Annotated in this window: 21 protein-coding genes; 16 read left to right on the top strand and 5 right to left on the bottom strand. The window is 65.7% G+C overall.

From position 1 onward, the window contains the following. Positions 1-58: 58 nt before the first annotated feature. Together KAK09_RS01800 and aroB are read left to right on the top strand one after the other, a co-directional pair. Positions 59-619: a shikimate kinase gene (locus KAK09_RS01800; RefSeq protein ID WP_336244403.1), complete on the top strand. Its 561-nt coding sequence runs from the start codon at positions 59-61 to the stop codon at positions 617-619. Beyond that, the gene (gene aroB / locus KAK09_RS01795) at positions 616-1,743 is read left to right on the top strand and encodes a 3-dehydroquinate synthase (RefSeq protein WP_210877114.1); all 1,128 of its coding nucleotides are present in this window, start codon (positions 616-618) and stop codon (positions 1,741-1,743) included. The genes KAK09_RS01800 and aroB overlap by 4 nt, the downstream gene beginning before the upstream one ends. A 35-nt stretch (positions 1,744-1,778) precedes the next feature. Here aroB and tyrS read toward each other — a convergent pair whose 3' ends face one another. Beyond that, positions 1,779-3,026 (bottom strand): tyrosine--tRNA ligase, encoded by a 1,248-nt coding sequence (tyrS, locus tag KAK09_RS01790; protein ID WP_210877113.1) that lies wholly within the window; start codon positions 3,024-3,026, stop codon positions 1,779-1,781. Positions 3,027-3,089: 63 nt separating this feature from the next. Here tyrS and KAK09_RS01785 point away from each other — a divergent pair, with 63 nt between their 5' ends. The 4 genes from KAK09_RS01785 (at position 3,090) to preA (ending at position 8,084) form a co-directional block, all read left to right on the top strand. Then, positions 3,090-4,202, top strand: coding sequence for an anhydro-N-acetylmuramic acid kinase (locus tag KAK09_RS01785; RefSeq protein WP_210877112.1), 1,113 nt, complete (start codon positions 3,090-3,092; stop codon positions 4,200-4,202). Then, on the top strand, positions 4,199-5,341 hold the full coding sequence (locus KAK09_RS01780) for a trans-sulfuration enzyme family protein (protein ID WP_210877111.1): 1,143 nt from the start codon (positions 4,199-4,201) through the stop codon (positions 5,339-5,341). Before KAK09_RS01785 ends, KAK09_RS01780 begins: the two co-directional genes overlap by 4 nt. A 106-nt stretch (positions 5,342-5,447) precedes the next feature. Next, a complete protein-coding gene (locus KAK09_RS01775; RefSeq protein ID WP_210877110.1) occupies positions 5,448-6,776 on the top strand; it encodes an NAD(P)-dependent oxidoreductase in 1,329 nt (442 codons plus the stop codon). 3 nt (positions 6,777-6,779) lie between these two features. Next, positions 6,780-8,084: an NAD-dependent dihydropyrimidine dehydrogenase subunit PreA gene (preA, locus tag KAK09_RS01770; protein ID WP_210877109.1), complete on the top strand. Its 1,305-nt coding sequence runs from the start codon at positions 6,780-6,782 to the stop codon at positions 8,082-8,084. Between the two features lie 72 nt (positions 8,085-8,156). Here preA and KAK09_RS01765 read toward each other — a convergent pair whose 3' ends face one another. Together KAK09_RS01765 and KAK09_RS01760 are read right to left on the bottom strand one after the other, a co-directional pair. Then, entirely contained in the window at positions 8,157-8,393 is a 237-nt protein-coding gene (locus KAK09_RS01765) for a hypothetical protein (protein ID WP_210877108.1), read from the bottom strand. A 35-nt stretch (positions 8,394-8,428) separates the two neighbouring features. Further along, positions 8,429-9,046: a TetR family transcriptional regulator C-terminal domain-containing protein gene (locus KAK09_RS01760; RefSeq protein ID WP_418895509.1), complete on the bottom strand. Its 618-nt coding sequence runs from the start codon at positions 9,044-9,046 to the stop codon at positions 8,429-8,431. A gap of 146 nt (positions 9,047-9,192) precedes the next feature. Here KAK09_RS01760 and KAK09_RS01755 point away from each other — a divergent pair, with 146 nt between their 5' ends. The 10 genes from KAK09_RS01755 (at position 9,193) to KAK09_RS01710 (ending at position 19,391) form a co-directional block, all read left to right on the top strand. Next, entirely contained in the window at positions 9,193-10,443 is a 1,251-nt protein-coding gene (locus tag KAK09_RS01755) for a Zn-dependent hydrolase (RefSeq protein WP_210877106.1), read from the top strand. A 58-nt stretch (positions 10,444-10,501) separates the two neighbouring features. Continuing rightward, on the top strand, positions 10,502-11,956 hold the full coding sequence (gene hydA, locus KAK09_RS01750; RefSeq protein ID WP_210877105.1) for a dihydropyrimidinase: 1,455 nt from the start codon (positions 10,502-10,504) through the stop codon (positions 11,954-11,956). Between the two features lie 2 nt (positions 11,957-11,958). Next, positions 11,959-12,798, top strand: coding sequence for an ABC transporter ATP-binding protein (locus tag KAK09_RS01745; RefSeq protein WP_210877104.1), 840 nt, complete (start codon positions 11,959-11,961; stop codon positions 12,796-12,798). Between the two features lie 243 nt (positions 12,799-13,041). Next, positions 13,042-13,905 carry an ABC transporter permease gene (locus KAK09_RS01740; RefSeq protein ID WP_210877103.1) on the top strand — a complete coding sequence of 288 codons (864 nt, stop codon included), beginning with the start codon at positions 13,042-13,044 and terminating at the stop codon, positions 13,903-13,905. Next, positions 13,905-14,753 (top strand): ABC transporter permease, encoded by an 849-nt coding sequence (locus KAK09_RS01735; protein ID WP_210877102.1) that lies wholly within the window; start codon positions 13,905-13,907, stop codon positions 14,751-14,753. The genes KAK09_RS01740 and KAK09_RS01735 overlap by 1 nt, the downstream gene beginning before the upstream one ends. A 46-nt stretch (positions 14,754-14,799) precedes the next feature. Next, on the top strand, positions 14,800-15,789 hold the full coding sequence (locus KAK09_RS01730) for an ABC transporter substrate-binding protein (protein ID WP_210877101.1): 990 nt from the start codon (positions 14,800-14,802) through the stop codon (positions 15,787-15,789). A 265-nt stretch (positions 15,790-16,054) separates the two neighbouring features. Further along, positions 16,055-16,972 carry a branched-chain amino acid ABC transporter permease gene (locus KAK09_RS01725; RefSeq protein WP_210877100.1) on the top strand — a complete coding sequence of 306 codons (918 nt, stop codon included), beginning with the start codon at positions 16,055-16,057 and terminating at the stop codon, positions 16,970-16,972. A gap of 1 nt (position 16,973) precedes the next feature. Further along, a complete protein-coding gene (locus KAK09_RS01720; RefSeq protein WP_210877099.1) occupies positions 16,974-17,957 on the top strand; it encodes a branched-chain amino acid ABC transporter permease in 984 nt (327 codons plus the stop codon). Continuing rightward, positions 17,950-18,705: an ABC transporter ATP-binding protein gene (locus tag KAK09_RS01715; protein WP_210877098.1), complete on the top strand. Its 756-nt coding sequence runs from the start codon at positions 17,950-17,952 to the stop codon at positions 18,703-18,705. Before KAK09_RS01720 ends, KAK09_RS01715 begins: the two co-directional genes overlap by 8 nt. Continuing rightward, a complete protein-coding gene (locus KAK09_RS01710) occupies positions 18,702-19,391 on the top strand; it encodes an ABC transporter ATP-binding protein (protein ID WP_210877097.1) in 690 nt (229 codons plus the stop codon). Before KAK09_RS01715 ends, KAK09_RS01710 begins: the two co-directional genes overlap by 4 nt. Here the strand turns inward: KAK09_RS01710 and recJ are convergent. After that, entirely contained in the window at positions 19,376-21,148 is a 1,773-nt protein-coding gene (gene recJ, locus KAK09_RS01705; protein ID WP_210877096.1) for a single-stranded-DNA-specific exonuclease RecJ, read from the bottom strand. The two genes, KAK09_RS01710 and recJ, sit on opposite strands and share 16 nt — an antisense overlap. A gap of 90 nt (positions 21,149-21,238) precedes the next feature. Next, a complete protein-coding gene (glpX, locus tag KAK09_RS01700) occupies positions 21,239-22,204 on the bottom strand; it encodes a class II fructose-bisphosphatase (RefSeq protein WP_210877095.1) in 966 nt (321 codons plus the stop codon). Positions 22,205-22,207: the final 3 nt, after the last annotated feature.

The raw sequence follows: 22,207 nt of genomic DNA, 5'->3' as shown, positions 1-22,207 counted from the left end.
ATCACAATATCACGCCATTGAGTGAAAAACTTCGCGAACAGGCAGGGGAGCGCCGAGCGTGGCGGCCGACAAGGACTGTAAACTGAAGAAATCGGTGGTCCTCGTCGGCATGATGGGGGCTGGCAAGACCGCTGTCGGCAAGGCGCTCGCGGCGCGGCTTGGCGTGCCCTTCATCGATTCCGATGCCGAGATCGAGAAGGCCGCGAACATGACGATTGCAGAGATATTTCAACGCGATGGCGAGGCGTTCTTTCGCCGCCGCGAGACCGAGGTGATCGACCGCCTGCTTGAGACGCATCGTGGCATCCTGTCCACGGGCGGCGGCGCGTTTCTGGCCGAGCATAACCGGCGCCTGATGTCGGAAAAAGGGGTTTCGGTCTGGCTTGATGCCGATCTCGATCTACTCTGGTCTCGGGTTAAAGGCAAGAATACCAGACCTTTGCTGCGCACATCTCAACCAAAGGAGACGCTGCGCGAGATCTATGAGGCGCGCGTGCCGATCTACGCGCTGGCCGACCTGACCGTAAAGGCGCATCGCGCCTACACAATCGAGCATATGGCCGACAAGGTGGCCGAGGCGCTGGCGACACGACCGGACGTTCTGGAGAAGGTGACATGATCGAAACGGTGCATGTGGGGTTGGGCGCGCGCGCCTATGACGTGGTGGTGGGGCCGGGCCTTCTGGCGCAGGCGGGTGCGCGCATCGCACCGCTTCTGCGGCGGCCACGCGTGGCCGTGGTCAGCGACGAAACGGTTGCGGCGCTGCATTGGGAAACCTTGCGCAATGGGCTGGAGAAAAAGGGCATTTCTGCCGTGTTTCTGACCCTGCCGCCCGGTGAGGCGACCAAGTCCTGGCCCCGTCTGGAGCAAGTCGTCGAGTGGCTTCTGGAGGAGAAGATCGAGCGCGGCGACATGGTGGTGGCGTTCGGCGGTGGGGTGATCGGCGACCTGGTGGGCTTTGCCGCCTCGATTCTGCGGCGGGGCGTGCGCTTTGTTCAGGTGCCGACAAGTTTGTTGGCGCAGGTGGACAGTTCGGTGGGGGGCAAGACCGGAATCAACGCGCCGCAGGGCAAGAACCTGATCGGGGCGTTTCATCAGCCAAGCCTTGTCCTGGCCGATACCGAGGTGCTCGGGACGCTGAGCGAGCGGGACTACCTGGCCGGTTACGGTGAGGTGGTGAAGTATGGTCTGTTGGGTGATCGCGATTTTTTTCAATGGCTTGAAGGCCATGGCTCATGTGCGGCCAAAGGCGATATGGCGGCGCGTATCCACCTTGTGAAACGTTCGGTCGAGATGAAGGCGGAGATTGTCGTGCGCGACGAGACCGAGCAGGGCGACCGGGCGCTTCTCAATCTGGGTCATACATTCTGTCATGCACTGGAGTCGGCGACACACTATGATGGGATGCGGCTTCTGCACGGTGAGGGGGTGGCGATCGGCTGTGCGCTGGCTTTCGCGCTTTCGGCACGGCTGGGCTTGTGTTCGCAGGAGGAACCGAGCCGGGTGCGTGCGCATCTGAGAGACATGAAGATGAAGGTCGATCTATCTGATATCGAAGGGGAATTGCCGGATACAGACAGACTGATCGACCTCATGGGGCAAGACAAGAAGGTTGTCGATGGCAAACTGCGTTTCGTGCTGGCGCGCGGGGTCGGCGCGGCGTTCGTCGCCTCGGATGTGCCGACAGAGGCGGTGCGCGCGGTGCTCGACGCGGCGCGGTGGGATGGTGCTCCGAAGTCTTGAAAGACTTCGGACCGATTTCTTTCGAAGCCATCGGATCAGTCGGCGAGCTTGACCAGCGCGTGTCGCTTCTTGCCCGCCGAGAGCTTGATCGGAGAGGCGAGGGCGGCGGCGTCGATGATCAGGCCCGCGTCGGCAAGGGGCGCATCGTCGAGCCGCGCGCCGTTCTCGGCGATCAGGCGCTTGGCCTCCTTGCCGGATTTCGCAAGCCCCGCGCGCACGATCAGCTGCACGATCGAGAGGCCCGAGGCCAGTTCCGCAGACGTGACCTCGACGGTGGGCAGGTCGTCGCCCACGCCGCCCTTCTCGAACACCTCGCGGGCGGTGGACTCGGCGGTCTGTGCGGCCTCGGGTCCGTGCAGCAGCGTGGTCACTTCATTTGCCAGAATGATCTTGGCCTCGTTGATCTCTGCCCCCTGAAGCGCGCCAAGGCGGTCGCACTCCTCGACCGGCAGTTCGGTGTAGAGCTTGAGGAAGCGGCCTGTGTCGGCGTCGGTGGTATTGCGCCAGAATTGCCAGAACTCGTAAGGGCTGAGAAGATCGCCGTCGAGCCAGACCGCGCCGCCTGCCGATTTGCCCATCTTGCGCCCGTCCGAAGTGGTCAGCAAGGGCGAGGTCAGGCCGTAGACCTCGGCATCGAGCACGCGGCGGGTGAGGTCGATACCGTTGACGATATTGCCCCATTGATCCGAGCCGCCCATCTGGAGAATACAGCCGTGGCGGCGGTAAAGTTCCATGAAGTCATAGGCTTGAAGGATCATGTAATTGAACTCGAGGAAGGAGAGCGATTGCTCTCGATCAAGCCGCGACTTGACCGATTCAAACGACAGCATCCGGTTGACCGAGAAATGCCGCCCGATATCGCGCAGGAAATCGAGATAGTTCAGCCCGTCGAGCCACTCGGCATTGTTGAGCATGAGCGCGCCACCCGCCTCGTAGGACAGGTAGCGGGCAAAGACGCGGTTCATGCCCGCAATATTGGCGTCGATCTGGGCCGGGCTGAGGAGCGGGCGCTCATCCGAGCGAAAGGACGGATCGCCCACCTTGGTCGTGCCCCCGCCCATCAGCGTGATCGGGCGATGCCCTGTCTTTTGCAGCCAGCGCAGCATCATGATGTTCAGCAGATGCCCGACATGAAGCGATTTCGCGGTGGCGTCATAGCCGATATAGGCCGTCACCGTGCCCGCCCGGAGCGCCTCGTCGAGCGCCGGAAGATCGGTGCAGTCGGCCAGATAGCCGCGCGCCTGCATGATATGCAGGAAATCCGATTTCGGGTGATAGGTCATGGTGCTTGTCCCGTCTGCGATTGCGCGGCATGTATAGGCAGTCGGGCGGTGAAGGAAAAGGGCATGTTGAAAGCGGGGCGGCTCTGGGCCTTGGGCGCGATGTCGGGCACCTCGCTTGACGGGGTGGACGCGGCCATGATCGAGACCGATGGCCATGAGATATTCGGATTTGGCCCCTCCGCCTATCGGCCCTATTCGGCACAGGAGGCGAAGGTGCTGCATGCCGCCCGTGGCTGCTGGCCCGGCGCACCGGAGGTGGCTGCGGCCGAGGCCGTGGTTGAGGCGGCGCATATCGAGGTGTTGGGCGGATTCACGGGCGCGGCGCTTGTCGGGTTTCACGGGCAGACGCTGGCACACGAGCCGCAGGGGCGCGGCACCCATCAGGCGGGGGATGGCGCGCGCCTGGCGGCGGCGCTTGGCCTGCCGGTGGTCTGGGATTTCCGCAGCGCCGATGTGCGGCTGGGGGGAGAGGGGGCGCCGCTGGCGCCGTTCTACCATTTCGCCTGCGCGCGCTGGATCGGGGCCACGCGGCCGCTGGCCTTTCTCAATCTGGGCGGCGTGGGGAACCTGACATGGGTGGACCCGCGCCGCGCGCGGCCCGAGGACGATGGCGCGCTGCTGGCGTTCGACACAGGGCCAGCCAACGCGCCGCTCAACGACCTGATGCGCGCGCGGCGGGGCGTGGCCTGTGACCGTGACGGGGCGCAGGCGCGGCGGGGCAAGGTGGCGCAGGGCGCGCTGGAGTTGTTTCTCGACGAACCGTATTTTGCGCGGATTCCACCCAAATCGCTTGACCGCGACGCGTTTGCCGAGATGATCGCGCTTGTGGACGAATTGAGCGATGCGGATGCGGCGGCGACACTGACGGCGATGGCGGCCTCGGCGGTGATGCGCGGGATGGAGCATTGTCCGATGCGCCCCGAGCGGGTGCTGGTCTGCGGCGGCGGACGGCGCAACCCGGTGATGATGGCAATGCTGGCGGCCGCGCTGGATTGTCCGGTGGGGCCCGTCGAGGATGTGGGGCTGGACGGTGACATGCTCGAGGCGCAGGCCTTCGCGCATCTGGCGGTGCGGGTGGCGCGGGGGCTGCCCACCTCGTGCCCCGGCACGACCGGGGTTCGCGCCGCGGTTGCGGGGGGCACGCTGAGCCGCCCCATGGAAAGGGAAACGACATGAGCAATACGGATCTGAGCCCAGCCACCATCGCCGCGCAGGCGGCAGGCGCGACCGATCGAGAGACAGGCGGCGTGGTGCCGGGGATCAGCCTGGCCACGACCTATCTGCGGGGCGAGGATTACGGGCTGATCCGCCCCGAGAATGTCTATGGGCGCGACCATAACGAGACCGTGCGACAGGCCGAGGAGGTGATTCGGCAGCTTGAAGGCGCGGCGGCAAGCCTGCTGTTTCCGTCCGGCATGGCGGCGGTGGCGGCGGTGTTCCGGGCGTTGCCTTCGGGCGCGCGGGTGGTGATGCAGACCGGCATCTACTGGGGCACGCTGAAATGGGTGCGCGAGTATTGCGTGCGCCGCGCGATCCTGCTCGACGAGGTGGAGGCGAGCGACGCGGGCGCGCTGGCGGAGGCGTGCCGCTCCTCGGCGGATATGGTCTGGATCGAGACACCGTCGAATCCGTGGTTGCGCACCGTCGATATCACGGCGGCGGCGGGCATGGCGCACAAGGCGGGCGCGGTGCTGGTGGTCGATGGCACGGCGGCGACGCCGGTGCTGACGCGGGCGCTGGAACTGGGGGCGGATATCTCGATGCATTCGGCGACGAAGGCATTGAACGGACATTCGGACGTGCTGGCCGGTGCGCTGTCGTGCCGCGAGCCGAGCCTGCCGATGTGGCAGGAGATTGCCGTGGACCGGCACGATGCGGGGGCCATTCTCGGGCCGTTCGAGGCGTGGCTTCTGATGCGGGGGATGCGGACATTGCCCTTGCGGGTAGAGCGGATGTGCGCAAGCGCGCTGGCGCTGGCGACCTGGCTGGAGGCGCATGACGGCGTGGCGGCGGTGTTCTATCCGGGGCTGGCAAGCCATGACGGCCATGACGTTGCGGCGCGGCAGATGCCGCATGGCTTTGGTTATCTGCTGTCATTCCTCGTCAGGGGCGACCGGGCGCGGACGCTCGACGTGATGGGGCGGCTGCGGCTGTTTCATCGGGCAACCTCGCTGGGCGGGGTGGAGAGCCTGGTGGAGCATCGCCACACCATCGAGCCGCATACCGGGATACCGGAAAACCTGATCCGGGTCTCGGTCGGGATCGAGGATATGGCGGATCTGCGGGCAGATCTGGCGCAGGCGCTGGCGGAGTAGCGGCGGGTTTTGCGTCGATAAATTTTACCGATTGATAAAAAATTTAAACGTGGAATACTGATCCTGGCCAGAAGGCACCCGAGAGGCACCAACAGGAGAGGATCAAATGGCTGCGAATGCGCTTACGCCGGGCATTGTCGCGGGTCGGCTGACGCCCGAGGACTACGCCCGGAATTTCGCGGACCTGCACCCGAGGCTTGATGCGCATGAGGCGCGGGTAGAGGCGGACCGCTGTTATTTCTGTCATGATGCGCCCTGCATCACGGCCTGTCCCACCAGCATCGACATCCCGCTTTTCATCCGGCAGATCGCCACCGGCACGCCAGAGGCGGCGGCGGCCACGATTTTCGATCAGAACATCCTTGGCGGCATGTGCGCCCGTGTCTGCCCGACAGAGACGCTTTGCGAGGAAGCCTGCGTGCGCGAGGCGGCGGAGGGCAAGCCGGTCAAGATCGGGCAATTGCAGCGCTATGCCACCGACACGCTGATGGCGGCGGGCGGCCATCCGTTCACGCGCGCGGCCCCCACGGGGCGGCGCGTGGCGGTGGTGGGGGCGGGGCCTGCGGGGCTGGCGTGCGCGCACCGGTTGGCGATGAAGGGGCACGAGGTGGTGATTTTCGATGCCCGCCCGAAGCCCGGCGGGCTGAACGAGTTCGGCATCGCCGCCTACAAGACGCCCGATGGGTTCGCGCAGGCGGAGGTGGCGTGGCTTCTGGAGATTGGCGGGATCGCGCTGCGCGCGGGCACCGCGCTCGGGCGTGAGCTGACGCTTGAGGCGCTGCGTGCCGAGTATGACGCGATATTTCTCGGGATCGGCCTTGGCGGGGTCAACGCGCTTGGTGCGCCGGGCGAAGAGAAGGAGGGCGTCGAGGACGCAACAGGTTTCATCGCGGAATTGCGGCAGGCGGGCGATCTTCGCGCGCTGCCGGTGGGGCGCGACGTGGTGGTGATCGGCGGCGGCATGACGGCGATCGACGCGGCGGTGCAGGCGAAACTGCTTGGCGCGCTCAACGTGACACTGGTCTATCGCCGCGGCCGCGCGCGGATGAACGCAAGCCGCTATGAGCAGGATCTGGCGGCCTCGAAAGGCGTGCGCATCATCACCAATGCCAGCCCCGTCGCGGTGCATGGCAACGGCGCGGTGCGCGAGATCGAGTTCGAATATACGGATGACGATCTGCGGCCCACGGGCGAGCGATTTCGCCTTGCCGCTGATCAGGTGCTGCGTGCCATCGGCCAGAGGCTTGCGGGCGCGGACCTGCCCGAGCGGGAGGGCGGCAAGATCCGCGTGAGCGGAGCCGGACGCACCAGCTTGGCGCGCGTCTGGGCCGGGGGCGATTGCGCCGCGGGCGGCGACGATCTCACGGTGACGGCGGTGGCCGAGGGGCGCGATGCCGCCGAGGATATCCATGCAATGCTGATGGCGGAGGGCTGAGCCATGGCTGACCTGACCACGACCTTCATCGGGATCACATCCCCCAACCCGTTCTGGCTGGCATCGGCCCCGCCCACGGACAAGGAATACAACGTGCGCCGCGCCTTCGAGGCGGGCTGGGGCGGGGTGGTCTGGAAGACCCTGGGCGAGGACGGGCCGCCCGTCGTCAATGTCAACGGCCCGCGCTATGGCGCGGTCTGGGGGGCGGATCGGCGGCTTCTGGGCATGAACAATATCGAGTTGATCACCGACCGCCCGCTTGACGTCAATCTTGAGGAGATCACCCGCGTCAAGCGCGACTGGCCCGACCGGGCGCTGGTGGTGAGCCTGATGGTGCCGATGAACGAAGGCGCGTGGAAGGATATCCTGGCCCGTGTCGAGGATACCGGCTGCGACGGGGTGGAACTCAACTTCGGCTGCCCCCACGGGATGAGCGAGCGCGGCATGGGCAGCGCGGTGGGGCAGGTGCCCGATTACGTGCAACAGGTGACCGAATGGTGCAAGACCCATTCCGGCCTGCCGGTGATCGTCAAGCTCACCCCCAACATCACCGATATCCGCAAGCCCGCGCAAGCGGCGAAAGATGGCGGCGCGGATGCGGTGAGCCTGATCAACACGATCAATTCGATCACCTCGGTCGATCTCGATCTCTTCGCGCCCGAACCCACCATCGACGGCAAGGGCGCGCATGGCGGGTATTGCGGCCCGGCGGTGAAACCCATCGCGCTCAACATGGTGGCCGAGATCGCGCGCACGCCCTCGCTTGCCGGGCTGCCGATCTCGGGGATCGGTGGTGTGACAACTTGGCGCGACGCGGCCGAGTTCATTGCGCTCGGTGCGGGCAATGTGCAGGTCTGCACGGCGGCGATGACCTATGGCTTCAAGGTGGTGCAGGAGATGATTTCGGGCCTGTCGCAGTATCTTGACGAAAAGGGGCTGGGATCGGTGGAGGCGCTTGTCGGGCGCGCGGTGCCGAACCTGTCGGACTGGCAGAACCTCAACCTCAACTATGTGACCAAGGCGCGGATCAACGAGGAGGCCTGCATCAAGTGCGGGCGCTGCTATGCCGCCTGCGAGGACACCAGCCATCAGGCGATCGCCATGTCGCCCGAGCGGGTCTTTACCGTCAAGGACGAGGAATGCGTGGCCTGCAATCTGTGTGTCAATGTTTGTCCGGTGGCGGGCTGCATCACCATGGTCGAGATGTCACCGGGCACGGTCGATCCGCGCACCGGGCGCGCGGTTGAAGGGCAGCACGCCGACTGGACGACGCATCCCAACAATCCGGGTGTTTGCGCTGCAGAGTGAGGCCCCCGAGATTTTTCGTTCGAAAAATCTCGGGGTGGCGAGAAAATTCGTCCGAATTTTCTCGCCCGCGCCTCAACAGATCACGCGCAGATGGCCGTCATGGCAGATGACGAGATACTGATCGCCGCATTCGATCAGGTGAAAGCCACGCGCCCGCACCTCGGCGACAAAGGCGTCATAGCCGATCTCGCGGTGAACGTCCGTTTTCTTGCGGCGCACGACGCCGCCCGTTTGCGCGGCCCTCGCGCCGAAGATCCGGGTGCACCAGGCGGGATTGACCGGCATGGGTCTGGGACTGAAATCTCTCATGCCCCGATCTTTGACCCGGCAGGGTTAATTGCCGGTTAAGGCGTGAGCAGTTTTCGGAACATCGCCTCCAGATGCGCCTCTGCGCCTTGCCAGAGGGCGTCGCGGTCGGGCATCAGCACCGCCAGTTGCGCCTCGAAATCGGCGTAATGCTGCGTTGTGGCCCAGATCGACACGATGAGATGCCCCGGATCGACCGGCGCAAGGCGGCCTGCGGCCACCCAACCGGCGATCAGCCGGCATTTGCGGTCGAAGAGCGGCTTCAAGCCGCTTTCGAGATGCGGCGCCATGCGCGGTGCGCCTTGCAAAATCTCATTGGCGAACAGGCGGCTTTCTCGCGGGAAATCGCGGCTCATCTGCAACTTGCGGCGGATATAGCCGAGGAGTTCCTGCATGGGCTCGCCGTCCGCTTCCATCCGTTCGAGCGGCTCGAGCCATGTCCGCATGAGCCCGTTGAGCAGGGTCACGTGGATATCCTCCTTGCCGGTGAAATAGTAGAGAATATTGGGTTTCGACAAGCCCGCAGCTTCGGCGATCTGGTCGAGCGTCGCGCCCCGATAGCCGTGCTGCGAGAACACGTCGAGGCCTGCGTCGAGGATGCGCTTGCGGTTCTTCTGCTGGATGCGGCTTGGCTTTTTCGGGCTGGTGTGGTCCAATTTTGCTGTAACCTTCATCAGGCGCACGCGCCGAATTTGACAGATCCCAGACGAGCCTTGACAGGTTGGGGGCGATTGGTAATCGTGACTTTACCAAATGGTAAAAAAGCGGCAAGCCAAGTTGTCAACAGCAGGAGGATAGTGTGATGTCCGCAGCAGGCGAGAATCTTCGGATCAATGGAGAGCGGCTGTGGGACAGCCTGATGGAAATGGCGAAGATCGGCCCCGGTGTGGCGGGTGGCAACAACCGCCAGACCCTGACCGATGCCGATGCCGAGGGGCGCGCGCTGTTCCAGACCTGGTGCGAGGCGGCGGGGTTGAGCATGGGTGTGGACGAAATGGGCACCATGTTCGCCACCCGCCCCGGCACCGATCCTGACGCGCTGCCGGTCTATGTGGGCAGCCATCTCGACACCCAGCCCACGGGCGGAAAATATGACGGCGTGCTGGGCGTGCTGGCGGGGCTGGAAATCATCCGCACCCTCAACGATCTGGACATCAAGACCAAACATCCCATCGTCGTCACCAACTGGACCAATGAGGAAGGCACCCGCTTTGCCCCCGCGATGCTGGCCTCGGGCGTGTTTGCGGGCGTGCTTGATCGCGACTGGGCCTATGGCCGGGTGGATGCGCAAGGCAAACGCTTTGGCGACGAGTTGGAGCGGATCGGCTGGAAAGGCCCCGAGACCGTCGGCGCGCGAAAGATGCACGCGTTTTTCGAGCTGCATATCGAGCAGGGGCCGATTCTGGAGGCCGAGGGCAAGGATGTGGGCGTGGTCACCCACGGGCAGGGGCTGCGCTGGATCGAATGCACCGTGACCGGCAAGGGCAGCCATACCGGCTCGACGCCGATGTACATGCGCCGCAATGCCGGCCGGGCGCTGGCGCGGGTGACGGAGCTTGTCCATGAGATCGCGCTGCAATACCAGCCCAATGCGGTGGGGGCCATCGGCCATATCGATGTCTATCCCAACAGCCGCAACATCATCCCCGAAAAGGTTGTTTTCACGGTCGATTTCCGCTCTCACGTGCTTGAGACACTGGAAGCGATGGTGGAAGAACTCAACGAGACTGCACCGGGGATATGCGCTGATATCGGGGTGAAATTCAGCTCCGAGATCGTCGGCTTCTTCGACCCGCCCGCCTTTGACGAGGTTCTGGTGGGACGGGTGCGACAGGCGGCGGAGCGTCTGGGCTACAGCCATGCGGATCTGATCTCGGGGGCGGGGCACGATGCGTGCTGGATCAATCGGGTGTATCCCACCACCATGGTGATGTGCCCCTGCAAGGACGGGCTCAGCCATAACGAGGCCGAGGAGATCACCCCCCGCTGGGCCACGGCTGGGGCGGAGGTTCTCTTTCACGCGGTGGTCGAGACGGCGGAGGTGGTGGTGTAACGACCGGGCGCGCGTATCGAAGACAGAGGGGCGATTCGCACCCCAAAGGGAGACCAGCATGAGCATCATCATCAGGAACGGCACCATCGTCACCCATGACCGCAGCTACAAGGCCGATCTGCGGATCGAGGGGGAGCGGATCGCCGAGATCGGCGAGGGCCTCACCGGCGGCACAGAGCTTGACGCCACTGGCTGTTATGTCATGCCCGGGGGCATCGATCCGCATACGCATCTGGAGATGCCCTTCATGGGCACCTATTCCAGCGACGATTTCGACAGCGGCACGCGCGCGGCGCTGGCGGGCGGCACCACCATGGTGGTGGATTTCGCGCTGCCCTCGCCGGGTCAGGGACTGCTGGACGCGCTTCGGATGTGGGACAACAAATCCACCCGCGCGCATTGCGACTACAGCTTTCACATGGCGGTGACATGGTGGGGCGAGCAGGTCTTTGACGAGATGAAGACGGTGATCGAGACGCGCGGTATCACCACATTCAAGCATTTCATGGCCTACAAGGGCGCGCTCATGGTCAATGATGACGAGCTTTACGCAAGCTTCCGCCGTCTGGCGGAGCTGGGCGGCATCGCCATGGTCCATGCCGAGAACGGCGATGTGGTGGCGGAGTTGTCGGCGCGCCTTCTGGCCGAGGGCAATACCGGACCCGAGGCCCATGCCTATTCGCGCCCCCCGCAGGTGGAAGGCGAAGCCGTCAATCGCGCGATCATGGTGGCGGACATGGCGGGCGTGCCGCTTTATGTGGTGCATGTCTCCTGCGAGGAGGCGCATGAGGCGATCCGGCGCGCGCGCCAGCAGGGCAAGCGGGTCTGGGGCGAGCCGCTCATTCAGCATCTGACGCTGGACGAGAGCGCGTATTTCCACCCCGACTGGGACCATGCCGCGCGGCGTGTGATGTCGCCGCCCTTCCGCAGCAAGGCACATCAGGAAAGCCTCTGGGCGGGGTTGCAGGCGGGCTCGCTTTCGGTGGTGGCCACGGATCACTGCGCCTTCACTACCGAGCAGAAGCGCTTTGGCCTGGGCGATTTCACCAAGATCCCCAACGGCACCGGCGGGCTTGAGGACAGGATGCCGATGCTCTGGACACACGGGGTGGGGACAGGGCGGCTCACGCCCGAGGAATTCGTGGCGGTGACCTCGACCAATGTGGCCAAGATCCTCAACTGTTATCCGAGGAAAGGCGCGCTCATCCCCGGCGCAGATGCCGATATCGTGGTCTGGGACCCGGAGCTGGAAAAGACCATCACTGCCGTCGCGCAGGTCTCGGCCATAGATTACAACGTCTTCGAGGGGCAGAAGGTGAAGGGGCTGCCGCGCTATACGATCACGCGCGGGCATGTGGCGGTGACCGAGGGTGCGATGGACAGCCGAGAGGGTCATGGTCAGTTCGTCGCGCGCGAGGGCAACGGCACGGTGAACCGGGCGCTGTCGAAATGGAAGGACCTGACCGCGTCGCGCCCCGTGGAGCGCAGCGGCATTCCGGCAAGCGGGGTCTGAGCATGGGCGCAGGCACCGGGCAGGCGAGGGCAGGGCATGGCACGGCACCGCGGGCAGACCCGGCCGAAACCGTGATCGCGGCGCGTGACCTGGATCTGACCTTCGAGACAGGTGACGGCCAGGTGCACGCGCTCAAGGGGATCACTCTCGACATCCGCAAGGGCGATTTCGTGAGCTTCATCGGCCCTTCGGGCTGTGGCAAGACGACCTTTCTGCGCTGTATCGCGGCGCTGGAACAGCCCACCGGCGGCAGCCTCAGCGTCAACGGCATGACGCCGGACGAGGCGCGGCGCGCGCGGGCCTATGGCTATGTCTTTCAGGCGGCGGGGCTTTATCCATGGCGGACCATCGGGCGCAATGTTTCCTTGCCGCTCGAAATCATGGGCTTTTCGCGCGCCGAGATCGCCGAGCGGGTGGCGCGGGTGCTCGATCTGGTCGATCTGGCGGGGTTCGAGAAGAAATTCCCCTGGCAGCTTTCGGGCGGGATGCAGCAGCGCGCCTCGATCGCCCGGGCCCTGGCCTTCGACGCCGATATCCTGCTGATGGACGAGCCCTTCGGCGCGCTCGACGAGATCGTGCGCGACCATCTCAACGAGCAATTGCTGCAACTCTGGGCACGCACCGACAAGACCATCGGCTTTGTCACCCACTCGATCCCCGAGGCGGTCTACATGTCCACGCGCATCGTGGTGATGTCGCCGCGGCCGGGGCGGATCACCGATGTGATCGACAGCCCCCTGCCGCGCGATCGCCCGCTCGACATCCGCGACACGCCTGAATTCCTGGAGGTGGCCCATCGGGTGCGCGAAGGGCTGCGCGCGGGGCATGCCTATGATGACTGAACGCAAGGACGCAACGGCCCGACAGAGGGCGGGCATCCGCCCTCTGCCGGAACTGTCCCGCGCTTTGGGCAAGGGTGCGGGCCCCTTTTTCACCGTTCGCGGTCATCGGCTCTCCAGCCTGTACCGCGAGGGCATGAAACCACGAAATCCTTTCATCGTTCTTAAAATACTCAAAAAACCGCGCGGGCCCCGCAATGCGGGACTTGAGTATTTGTGGAACAGTGAAACCGGGGCGGGGCGGCCATGAGACGCACGGTTCTACCTGTTCTGACCGTGCTCGCCGCGATCCTCGTGATCTGGTATGCGGGGGCCGTCTGGCTCAATGCGGCCTGGGCGCAGGATCGCGCGACGCGCGCCGGGGTGGAGTTGAGCCTTGTCGAACTTGTCGCCGACACCTGGGCGCAGGACAAGCCCAAGCTGCCCGCGCCGCATCAGGTGGCAGCAGAGCTGTGGCGGACCACCGTGGAGCAGAAGGTCACGTCGCGGCGCAGCCTCATCCATCATTCCTGGGTGACGCTTTCGGCCACGCTACTGGGATTTGCCCTTGGCACGGTTCTGGGGGTCGCTCTGGCCATCGGGATTGTCTACAACCGGGTGATGGACATGAGCGTGATGCCGTGGGTGATCGCAAGCCAGACCATCCCGATCCTCGCCATCGCGCCGATGATCATCGTGGTGCTGAACGCGGTGGGGATTTCGGGGCTTCTGCCCAAGGCGATGATTTCCATGTATCTGTCATTTTTTCCGGTGGTGGTGGGCATGGTCAAGGGGCTGCGCAGCCCCGGCATCATGCAACTCGATCAGATGACGACCTGGAACGCCAGCCCGGCCCAGATGTTCTGGAAGCTGCGCCTGCCCTCGTCGATGCCCTATCTGTTCACCTCGATGAAGGTGGCGATGGCGGCCTCGCTCGTGGGGGCGATCGTGGGCGAGTTGCCGACGGGTGCTGTGGCGGGGCTGGGGGCGCGGCTCTTGGCGGGGAGCTATTACGGCCAGACCATCCAGATCTGGAGCGCGCTGTTCATGGCGGCGGCGCTGGCGGCGTGCCTTGTCGCGCTTATCGGTGCGGTGCAGCGGGTGGTGCTGCGGCGGATGGGGATGGCGTGATGGGCTGGATCGTGGCAGGATTCGCAGCCTGGGCCATCGGCTTCTGGATCAATGTGCGGCTGGCGCGCCTGCCGAGGAGCCGGGTAACGGGCCTTGCCGTGCCGGTGATCTTTGGCGTGACGCTGCTGGTGATCTGGGAATGTTTCGTGCGTGGCCTTGGCGTGCCCTCGGTCATCCTGCCGCCGCCGAGCGCCATCGCCGTGCGGTTTGCAGCCTCGACCCATATCCTGTGGCAGGATTTCGTGCAGACCGCGATAAAGGGGGCGCTCACGGGCTATGTGCTGGGTTGTGGCGCGGCGTTCCTGATGGCGGTGGCGGTGGACAGGTTTTCGTTTCTGCAACGCGGCCTTCTGCCTGTGGGAAATTTCGTCGCCGCGCTGCCGATCATCGGCATGGCGCCGATTCTGGTCATGTGGTTCGGCTTCGACTGGCAGTCGAAAGCGGCGGTGGTGGTGGTGATGGTGTTCTTTCCCATGCTGGTGAACACCGTGCAGGGGCTTCAGGCCAGCGAGCGGATGCAGCGCGACCTCATGCGCACCTATGCCGCGAGCTATTGGCAGACGCTTTTCAAGCTGCGCCTGCCAGCCGCGATGCCCTTTGTCTTCAACGGGCTCAAGATCACCACCACGCTGGCGCTGATCGGTGCCATAGTTGCCGAATTCTTCGGCTCTCCGATCAAGGGCATGGGGTTTCGCATCTCGACCAGCGTCGGACAGCTTGCGCTCGATCTGGTCTGGGCCGAGATTGTGGTGGCGGCGATGGCCGGTTCGGCGTTTTATGGCGGGGTCGCTCTGCTGGAGCGGTCTCTGACCTTCTGGCATCCGTCGCAACGGGGGCGAGCATCATGATGGCAATAACAAGAATAACGACAACACCAACACGGAGAGAAAAACCATGAGACCGATTGGAATGACACTGGGTGCCGCGGCGCTTGGCCTCTGGGCCGGGATGGCGGCGGCGGCGGATCAGGTGGTGCTGCAACTCAAATGGGTCACGCAGGCGCAGTTCGCGGGCTATTATGTGGCGCTCGACAAGGGGTTCTACGAGGAGGAAGGGCTTGACGTGACGATCAAGCCCGGCGGCCCCGATATCGCGCCGACGCAGGTGATCGCGGGCGGCGGGGCCGATGTGACGGTGGAATGGATGCCCGCGGCGCTGGCGGCGCGCGAGAAGGGCCTGGCGCTGGTCAATATCGCGCAGCCGTTCAAGTCCTCGGGTATGATGCTGACCTGCCGCAAGGATAGCGGCGTGGCCACGACGGATGATTTTGTCGGGCGCACGCTGGGCGTCTGGTTCTTCGGCAACGAGTTTCCGTTCCTGAGCTGGATGAGCCAGCTTGGCCTCTCCACCGAGGGCGGCTCGGATGGCGTGACGGTGCTCAAGCAGGGGTTCAATGTCGATCCGCTGATCCAGAATCAGGCGGCCTGCATCTCGACCATGACCTATAACGAATACTGGCAGGTGATCGATGCAGGCTTTACCCCCGAGGAGCTGGTGGTGTTCAAGTATGAGGATCAGGGCGTGGCCACGCTTGAGGACGGGCTTTATGTGCTTGAGGACAAGCTGGCCGATCCGGCCTTTGCCGACCGCATGGTGCGGTTCGTGCGCGCCTCGATGAAGGGTTGGAAATGGGCCGAGGAGAACCCTGACGCCGCCGCCGATATCGTGCTGGAGAATGACGCCACCGGGGCGCAGACCGAAGCGCATCAGCGGCGGATGATGGGCGAAGTCGCCAAGCTGACGGCGGGCAGCAACGGCGCGCTTGACCCGGCCGATTACGAGCGCACGGTGCAATCGTTGCTTTCGGGCGGGTCTGATCCGGTGATCACGCGCGAGCCCGAGGGGGCCTGGACCCATGCGATCACCGATCTGGCGCTGAACTGAGCGCCGCGCAAGGCCCGGTCCGCACCGGGCCTTGACGTCACGGGGGGCGGATGCCCCGATGCCGTGTCTTTCATGGCCGTTTTTTCCTGTAGCGATGATGACAAGCCCGATTGCCGGGTCTAGAACGTCGCGAGCAAGAAGCGGGGGAACAGTCGTGCAGGGACATCAGGCGATCACGGGACGGATGGCTTTGCGGGCGGTGCGGCATGCCGCCTGCCCACGGGGTTGAGGCCACGCGCCCGCCGCGCGCCTCGAGGAGAAAGCAATGTCCTGGGTCCTTCTTGCCGAGCAGACGCTGAACGGGCTGTCCTTGGGGGTGATGCTGTTCCTGATGGCGGCGGGGCTGACGCTTGTTTTCGGCGTGATGGGGCTGATCAACCTCGCTCATGGCTCGCTCTACATGGTGGGGGGGTTTGCGGCGGCGGCGGTGGCGGCGGCGACGGGATCGTTCCTGCTGGCTCTTGCCGCGAGCCTTGTCGCGGCGGCCATCGCCGGGGTGATCGTGGAAATGACGGTGATCAGGCGGTTATACGACCGCGATCACCTCGATCAGGTTCTGGCAACATTCGCGCTTATTTTGGTGTTTTCCGAGGCCACGCGATGGGTTTTCGGCTCTTTTCCGCTGTTTCTCGACCGGCCCGACTGGCTTGGGGGGACGGTGACGCTGCCCCTGGGGATTGAGTATTCACGCTACCGGCTGGCGCTGATCGGGATCGGCCTGGCGATCGCGGGGGCACTGTTCTGGATGATCGCACACACGCGCATCGGCATCCGCATCCGCGCGGGTGAGAACGACCGCGAGATGATCGCGGCGCTAGGCGTCGATATCTCGCGGCTTTACACGCTGGTCTTCGCGCTTGGCGCGGCGCTGGCGGGACTGGCGGGGGCGCTGATCGGTGCGATTCAGTCGGTTCAGGTGGGCATGGGAGAGCCGGTTTTGATTCTGGCCTTCGTGGTGATCGTGATCGGGGGCATCGGCTCGATCAAGGGGGCGCTGGTGGGGGCACTGCTGGTGGGGCTGACCGACACGCTGGGAGGGTTTTTGCTGCCGAAGGCGCTTGGCCTTGTCCTGTCGGCTCCGGCAGCCACCTCGGTGGGGGCGTCTCTGGCGTCGATGTCCATCTACATCCTGATGGCGCTGGTGCTTCTGTTCCGGCCCCGTGGCCTGTTCGGAGGGGGCTGAGATGACACGCGAAAGCGCGCTGAACCTCGCAGTGATGGGGGCCTTGCTGGCGGTGCCGCTCTGGGCCTGGGCGGCGGACGAACCGTTCCTGATCACGCTCAGCACCCGCGCGGTGATCTTCGCCATCGCGGGCGTGGGTCTCAACGTTGCGCTCGGGCTTGGCGGGCTGGTCAGCTTTGGCCACGCGCTGTTCTTCGGGCTGGGCGGTTATGCCATGGGCATCCTCGCCTGGCACGCGCAGACCTACACCAATGTGACCGACTGGCCACTTGTCCTTGGCGGGACGAAATCCATGCCGCTGATCTGGCTGGTGGCGGTAATCACGAGCGCGCTTGCGGCGCTTGCTTTCGGTGCGCTGAGCCTGCGCACGGCCGGGGTGTATTTCATCATGATCACCCTCGCCTTTGCGCAGATGTTCTATTATTTCGCCATCTCCTGGCCGGCCTATGGCGGCGAGGACGGATTGTCGATCTATGTGCGCAACGGATTTCCCGGTCTCAACACCATGGACCCGATCCAGTATTTCGCGATCTGCTATGTGCTTTTGCTGATCGTGGTGCTTGCGGTCGGGCGACTGGCGGGATCGTCCTTCGGGCTGGTTCTGCGCGCCGCGCGCCAGAACGAAGAGCGCGTTCGGGCAGTGGGGCAGGCACCCTACCGGCTTTATCTGCTGGCCTTCACGATCTCGGGGGCGATCACCGGGTTGGCGGGGGCGCTGTTCGCCGATCTCAACCGCTTCGTGAGCCCGACAATGTTCAGCTGGCAGACCTCGGGCGAGATCATGATCTTTGTCATTCTCGGTGGGGTGGGGCGTGTCTATGGCCCGGTCGCGGGTGCGGCGCTTTTCATCCTGCTCGAACATGTGCTGGGCGGGCTGAGCGAGTTCTGGCACATCTATCTGGGCGCGATGCTGCTGGGGGTGGTGCTGTTCGCGCGCGGCGGCATCTACGGCCTTCTGGCGGGGCGGGAAGCGGGCCATGGCTGAGCCGATCCTCGATATCCGCGGGCTGACAAAGCATTTCGGTGGGCTGTGCGCGAGCCGCGACATCACTCTCGATCTGCGGCCTGGAGAGATCCACGCGCTGATCGGTCCCAATGGTGCGGGCAAGTCCACCCTCGTCAAGCAGATCGCCGGGGCACTTGTCCCCGATTCGGGCACGGTGCATTTCAGGGGGCAGGACGTGACCCGCCTTTCCACGGCGGCGCGGGCGCGCATGGGGATGGGACGGACCTTTCAGATATCGTCGCTGGCGATGGAGTATACCGTGTTGCAGAACGCGGTTCTGGGCGCGCTTTGCCATCGTGGCACGGTCTGGCGTCTGTTCGACCGGGTGATGCGCGACAAGGGCCTGCTGGCGGTGGCCGAGGAGGCGCTGGAGCAGGTGGGTCTGGCCGAGTTCCGCGCCGTGCGCACCGCAGAGCTGTCGCACGGGCAGCGGCGGCAGCTGGAAGTGGCTGTGGCGCTGACGCTCAGGCCGCAGGTATTCCTCATGGATGAGCCGATGGCGGGGCTGGGCGCAGAAGGCTCGCGGCGGTTGATAGAGTTCCTCTCGGGGCTGCGCGCGACGGCGCCGATCCTGCTGATCGAGCATGACATGGACGCGGTATTCAGTCTTGCCGATCGCGTCTCGGTGCTGGTCTATGGCGAGATCATCGCCACCGGCCCGGTCGCAGATATCCGGGCCAACGCGACCGTGCGCGCCGCCTATCTGGGCGAGGAGAACGCGCCATGACGTTGCTGTGGCTTGATCGCATCGCGGCCTTCTACGGCCCGTCGCAGGCGCTGTTCGACGTGACCATGACGGTCGCGGATGGCGAGGTGGTGGCGCTTATGGGGCGCAACGGCATGGGCAAGACCACCACCGTCAAGGTGATCTGCCGCCTGCTGCGCCAGCGCGGTGGCCATGTCCTGTTCGACGGCCGGCCGCTTGACCGGTTGCCTGCCCACAAGGCGGCGCGGGCGGGTATCGGGCTGGTGCCCGAGGGGCGACGCTGTTTCAGCAATCTCACTGTGCACGAGAACCTGATCGCGGCGGCGCGGTCCGGCCCCTGGGATCTTGCCGCCGTCACCCGGCTTTTCCCGCGCCTGTCCGAGCGGCGGGACCAGAACGCGGGCTCGCTCTCGGGGGGTGAGCAGCAGATGCTGGCGATCGGGCGGGCGCTGATGACCAACCCGCGGTTGCTGGTGCTCGACGAGGCGACCGAGGGCCTGGCGCCGGTGGTGCGGCAAGAGATATGGGCCGCCATTTCGCGCCTTAAGGCCGAGACCGGCATGGCCATCATCGTCATTGACAAATCGCTCGGGGAGTTGCGGCAGGTGGCAGATCGGGCGGTGATCCTGGAAAAGGGCGTGTCGGTCTGGACCGGCGCCATTGCGGGGCTCGGCCCCGACATCACCAATCGCTATCTCGGGATCTGAGCGGCCCCGGCGCTTGCGGGCGCGGCGTCTTCGAGGCGCAACTGCACCACCTGCCGCCCGCCCCAATGATTGATCTCCACCCGCCCCGCAAGGTGGAACCGCGCGCCGCCATGGCTGAGAAGCGCCGCGCCAAGCGGCCCCTCGGCGGCGCCGAAGGCGATGGCGTCAAGCGCCGCGCCCGTCCCGTCGTCAAAGCGCAGCTTGAGATGCGCGTCGCCCAGAACCTTGGAAAAACCGATCCGGCAATCGGGAAACACATAACGCGGCCCCGGCGCACCCGCGCCGAACGGCCCTGCCGCCTCGATCTGCTCGATCAATTCCACCGTCGCGGCACCGGGCATCAGCACCCCGTCAAGGCGCAGATCGGCGGGGCCGCCCACGCCTGCGCCCTGCCGCGCCAGCAACTCCGAAAGTCGCGCCATCGCCTCTTCCAGCCGGTCGCGCGCCACGCTCAGCCCGGCAGCCATCCGGTGCCCGCCGCCCTTGAGCAGCACGCCCTCGCGTGCCAACCGCTGCACCGCCGCACCAAGATCGACCCCCGCAACCGAGCGCCCCGAGCCCTTGCCCTCGGTCCCGTCAAGCCCGATCACCACAGCGGGGCGGTTCGCCGCCTCCTTGAGGCGGCTTGCCACGATCCCCACCACGCCGGGATGCCAGCCCTCGCCCGCGGCCCAGACCAGCGGCGCGTCAAACCCGCGCGCCTCGGCCTGCGCCATTGCGGCGGCGCGCACCTCCGCCTCGACCGCGCGCCGCTCCTCGTTGAGCGCCTCCAGCCGAAGGGCCAGCGCGCGCGCCTCGTCCGGATCATCCGTCGCCAGCAGCCGCGCGCCCAGATCCGCCTGCCCGATCCGCCCGCCGGCATTGACGCGCGGGCCAAAGACGAACCCCAGATGATAGGCGGCGGGGGCCGCATCGAGCCGCGCCACATCGCCAAGCGCCACCAGCCCGGCACGCTCGCGCCGCGCCATCACCCGCAACCCCTGCCGCACGAAGGCGCGGTTGATTCCCACCAGAGGGGCCACATCCGCCACCGTCGCCAGCGCCACCAGATCGAGAAGCGCCATCAGATCCGGCCCCGCGCGCCCTGCCTCGCGCAACTGCCGTCCCGCCTCTACCAGCATCAGGAACACCACGCCCGCCGCGCAGAGATGCCCCAGATCGCCGCTCTCGTCCTGCCGGTTGGGATTGACCACGGCCAGCGCGGGCGGCAGCGTTTCGCCCCCGAGATGGTGATCGAGCACCACCACATCCGCGCCGGACGCGGCGGCCAGCGCCTCATGGCTCATCGTGCCGCAATCCACGCAGAGGATCAGCTCATGACTCGCCGCCAGATCGCGCATCGCGGGCACGTTGGGGCCATAGCCCTCGTCGATCCGGTCGGGGATATAGAGCGTCGGCCGCCCGGCGCCCATCCGCCTGAGCCAGTCGATAACAAGCGCCGCCGAGGCCCCGCCATCCACGTCGTAATCGGCAAAGACCGCGATGCGCTCGCGGCACGCGACCGCGCGCAGGACCCGCGCCGCCGCCGCCTCCATGTCGCGCAAGGACCGAGGATCGGGCATCAGATCGCGCAGGGTGGGGCTGAGATAGTCCTCTGCCCCGGCCATCGGCACGCCAAGCCGCGCCAGCGTCTGACAGAGCGCGCGCGGCAACCCGGTCGCCTGCGCCATCGCTTCGGCCTGCCGCTCGACCTCGGCCCCCGGTCCGACCCAGCGCCGCCCGGTCAATGACGTTTCGACGCCAAGATAGGCCGTCATGCCCGCGCCCCGGCTTCTTCTGGCCCGAAATATCCCGGGGGAGTCGCCGCTTGCGGCGACGGGGGCAGCGCCCCCGGCCTTGGCGCGGTCTCAGTCACGCTTGCTGCGATAGGTCATGCGCCGCACCGATCCCGTGCGCGAACGCATCAGCAGCGTTTCGGTCTCGACGAAACCGGGGCGGCGATGCACACCCTTGAGGATCGAGCCATCGGTGACGCCGGTGGCGGCAAAGATCACCTGATCGGTCACCATCTCGTCACGGGCATAGACGCGGTCGAAGTCGGTGATCCCGGCTTTTGCCGCGCGCGCGCGTTCGTCGTCGTTGCGAAACACCAGTCGCCCCCACATCTGTCCGCCCATGCATTTGAGTGCGGCCGCCGCCAGTACGCCCTCGGGCGCGCCGCCGGTGCCCATATACATGTCGATACCGGTCGTGTCGGATTCCGCGCAATGGATCACGCCGGCCACATCGCCATCGGTGATGAGATGAACCGCCGCGCCGGTCTCGCGCAATTCGGCGATCATCGCCTCGTGGCGGGGCCGTTCGAGTACGCAGACGGTTATCTGCGAGGGGCGGCAGCCGCGCGCGGCGGCCAGAGCCTCGACCCGTTCGCGCGGGCTCATGGCGAGCGAGACGACATTCTCGGGGTAGCCCGGCCCGATGGCCAGTTTGTCCATATAGGTGTCGGGCGCGTGCAAGAGCGTGCCGCGCGGGGCCATGGCGATCACGGTGAGCGCATTGGGCATGGCCTTGGCGGTCAAGGTTGTGCCCTCCAGCGGGTCGAGCGCGATATCGACGCCGGGGCCGTCGCCGGTGCCCACCTCCTCGCCGATGAACAGCATCGGCGCCTCGTCGCGCTCGCCCTCGCCGATCACCACCACGCCCTTGATCGCCAGCATGTTGAGCTGTTCGCGCATGGCGTTGACGGCGGCCTGGTCGGCGGCCTTCTCATCGCCGCGCCCGATGAGATCGGCACAGGCGAGTGCGGCCTGTTCGGCCACGCGCGCGAGGCCAAGCGAGAGCATGCGGTCATTGAAAGCGATATCGGAACTCATGGG

Origin of the sequence: Roseovarius autotrophicus (genome assembly GCF_018069895.1) — a bacterium.
Lineage (GTDB): Bacteria > Pseudomonadota > Alphaproteobacteria > Rhodobacterales > Rhodobacteraceae > Roseovarius > Roseovarius autotrophicus.
This window is presented reverse-complemented; position numbering and strand designations above follow the sequence as displayed.